The organism is Ramlibacter sp., from assembly GCF_013697775.1.
Taxonomy (GTDB): domain Bacteria; phylum Pseudomonadota; class Gammaproteobacteria; order Burkholderiales; family Burkholderiaceae_C; genus Ramlibacter.
Map to the genome: position 1 here is coordinate 1 of NZ_JACCWG010000458.1, position 2329 is coordinate 2329.

Consider the following 2329-nt stretch of genomic DNA (forward strand, 5'->3'; position numbering starts at 1 on the left):
GCGCGGCCGCGCTGCCGGCCCACGCGCGCGCCGCTGCCGCCGGCGAGCTCGGCCGCCTGCGCCTGGCTTTCGTTTCCACCGTCGGCTTTTCGCTGCTGCCGCAATGGGTGGGCGCCTTCCGCGCGCAGCACCCGCAGGTGCAGCTGGAGCTGATCGAAGCCACCGGCGACCTGCAGCTGCCCTGGCTGGCGCGCGGCGAGGTCGACGCCGGCTTCCTGCTGCACTCGCCCGGCTTCGCGCCCGAAGGGCTGCGGCACCTGCGCATCGCGCGCGAGCCGCTGGTGCTGGCGCTGCCGCAGCAGCATCCGCTGGCGCAGAGCGTCCGGCTGCCGTTCGCGGCCGTGCTGGCCGAGCCGCTGGTGATTTTCCCGCGGCGCATCGTGCCGTCGCTGCACGACGCGATCTTCGGCATGTACCACGCGGCCGGCCGCATGCCGCCGGTGGCGCAGGAAGCCATCCAGATGCAGACCATCGTCAACCTGGTATCGGCGGGCCTGGGCCTTGCCTGGGTGCCGGCCAGCGTGCGCGAGTTCCAGCGGCCGGGCATCGTCTACCGCGCGCTCGGCGGCCGGCAGGCGGCGGCGGTGCCGGTGTGCGAGACCACGCTGGCCTGGTCGCAGGCCACGCCGGCGCTGGACCGCTTCATCGACTTCGTGCGTCCGCGCCTGAGGTAGAGCTGCCGCTGGGCGAGAATACGGCCCATGTTGATGTATCCGCAGATCAATCCCGTCGCGCTCCAGCTGGGGCCGATTGCCATCCACTGGTATGGCATCACCTACCTTGCCGCCTTCGGCCTGTTCATGCTGCTGGCCTCCATGCGGCTGAAGCACCAGCCGTACGCCTCCATCACCGGCCCCGGCGCCTGGACCCGCAAGGACGTCGAGGACATGCTGTTCCTGGGCGTCATGGGCACCGTCGTCGGCGGGCGGCTGGGCTACTGCCTGTTCTACAAGCCCGAGTTCTACCTGCCGCACCCGCTGCAGATCTTCTACATCTGGCAGGGCGGTATGAGCTTTCACGGCGGCATGCTGGGCGTGATCGCCTCGCAGTGGTGGTTCGCGCGCTCGCGCGGAAAGCCGTTCTGGCAGGTGATGGACTTTGTCGCGCCCTGCGTGCCGCTTGGCCTGGCGGCTGGCCGCGTGGGCAACTTCATCAACGGCGAGCTGTGGGGCCGCCCGGCCGATCCCTCGCTGCCCTGGGGCATGGTGTTCCCGCAGGCGGGCAACATGCCGCGCCATCCCTCGCAGATCTACCAGTTCCTGCTGGAAGGCCTGCTGCTGTTCGTCGTGCTGTGGCTGTACGCGCGCAAGGAACGCAAGACGGCGCAGGTGTCGGCCGTGTTCCTCATCGGCTACGGCGCGCTGCGCTTCGCGGCCGAGTATTTTCGCGAGCCCGACGCGTTCCTGGGCGTACTGGCGCTGGGCATGACCATGGGCCAGTGGCTGTGCGTGCCGATGATCCTGTTCGGCGTGCTGCTGTGGGTGTGGGCCGAGACGCGAGATCCCGTCGACGCGTCCGGGCGCGATCTGCGCAAGGCCTGAGCCACTGGGTCGATCTGGAGCCACCAGGACGGCTGGCTCCGCTTTCCCTCTTGCGCAGGCCACTGACTCTCTCCATAATTATCGGTAATTACAGAAAATTATCGATGCGCCTGGTCCACCAATCCCTGCACGACGAAGCCGCCGCCCGCCTGCGCGAGCGCATCTTCGACGGCGACCTGGCGCCCGGCAGCTTCCTGGACGAAGCGAAGCTGGCCGAGCAGCTGGAGATCTCGCGCACGCCCCTGCGCGAAGCGCTGAAGGTGCTGACCGCCGAAGGCCTGGTGCGCCACGAGCCGCGCCGCGGCTGCTTCGTGGCCGAGGTGACGGAGAAGGACCTGGACGACATCTTCCCGGTCATCGCGCTGCTGGAGGGCCGCTGCGCCTACGAGGCCGCGCGCCGCGCCACCGACGCCGACCTGCTGGCACTGGACGCGCTGCACGGCAAGCTCGCGCGGCACGCCGCCGCGCGCCGCATCAAGGACTATTACGAGGCCAACTTCACCATCCACGAGGCGATCATTGCGCTGGCCGACAACCGCTGGCTGGCGCAGGCGATCGCCGACCTGCGCAAGATCCTGAAGCTCGCGCGCCTGCAGCAACTGCACGCGCCGGGTCGGCTGGAGCAGAGCCTGTCGGAACACCTGGCGGTGTTCGCCGCGCTGAAGGCGCGCGACCCGGAAGGCGCCGAAGCGGCCATGCGCACGCACCTGGTGCGCCAGCGCGAGGCTCTGCGCGAGCTGGCGCGCAGCCAGCGCTCGAGGCTGGCGTCATGATCGCCGGCGCCGAAT

General features: G+C 69.9%; 3 protein-coding genes. All 3 read left to right on the forward strand.

The genetic code is table 11. The features are described 5' to 3' along the window. Positions 1–674: LysR substrate-binding domain-containing protein (locus H0U68_RS23270; RefSeq protein ID WP_296359280.1), on the forward strand; the 674-nt coding region annotated here is incomplete at its 5' end. 27 nt (positions 675–701) lie between these two features. After that, on the forward strand, positions 702–1541 hold the full coding sequence (gene lgt, locus H0U68_RS23275) for a prolipoprotein diacylglyceryl transferase (protein ID WP_296359281.1): 840 nt from the start codon (positions 702–704) through the stop codon (positions 1539–1541). A gap of 104 nt (positions 1542–1645) precedes the next feature. Next, on the forward strand, positions 1646–2314 hold the full coding sequence (locus tag H0U68_RS23280) for a GntR family transcriptional regulator (RefSeq protein ID WP_296359282.1): 669 nt from the start codon (positions 1646–1648) through the stop codon (positions 2312–2314). Positions 2315–2329 lie beyond the last annotated feature (15 nt).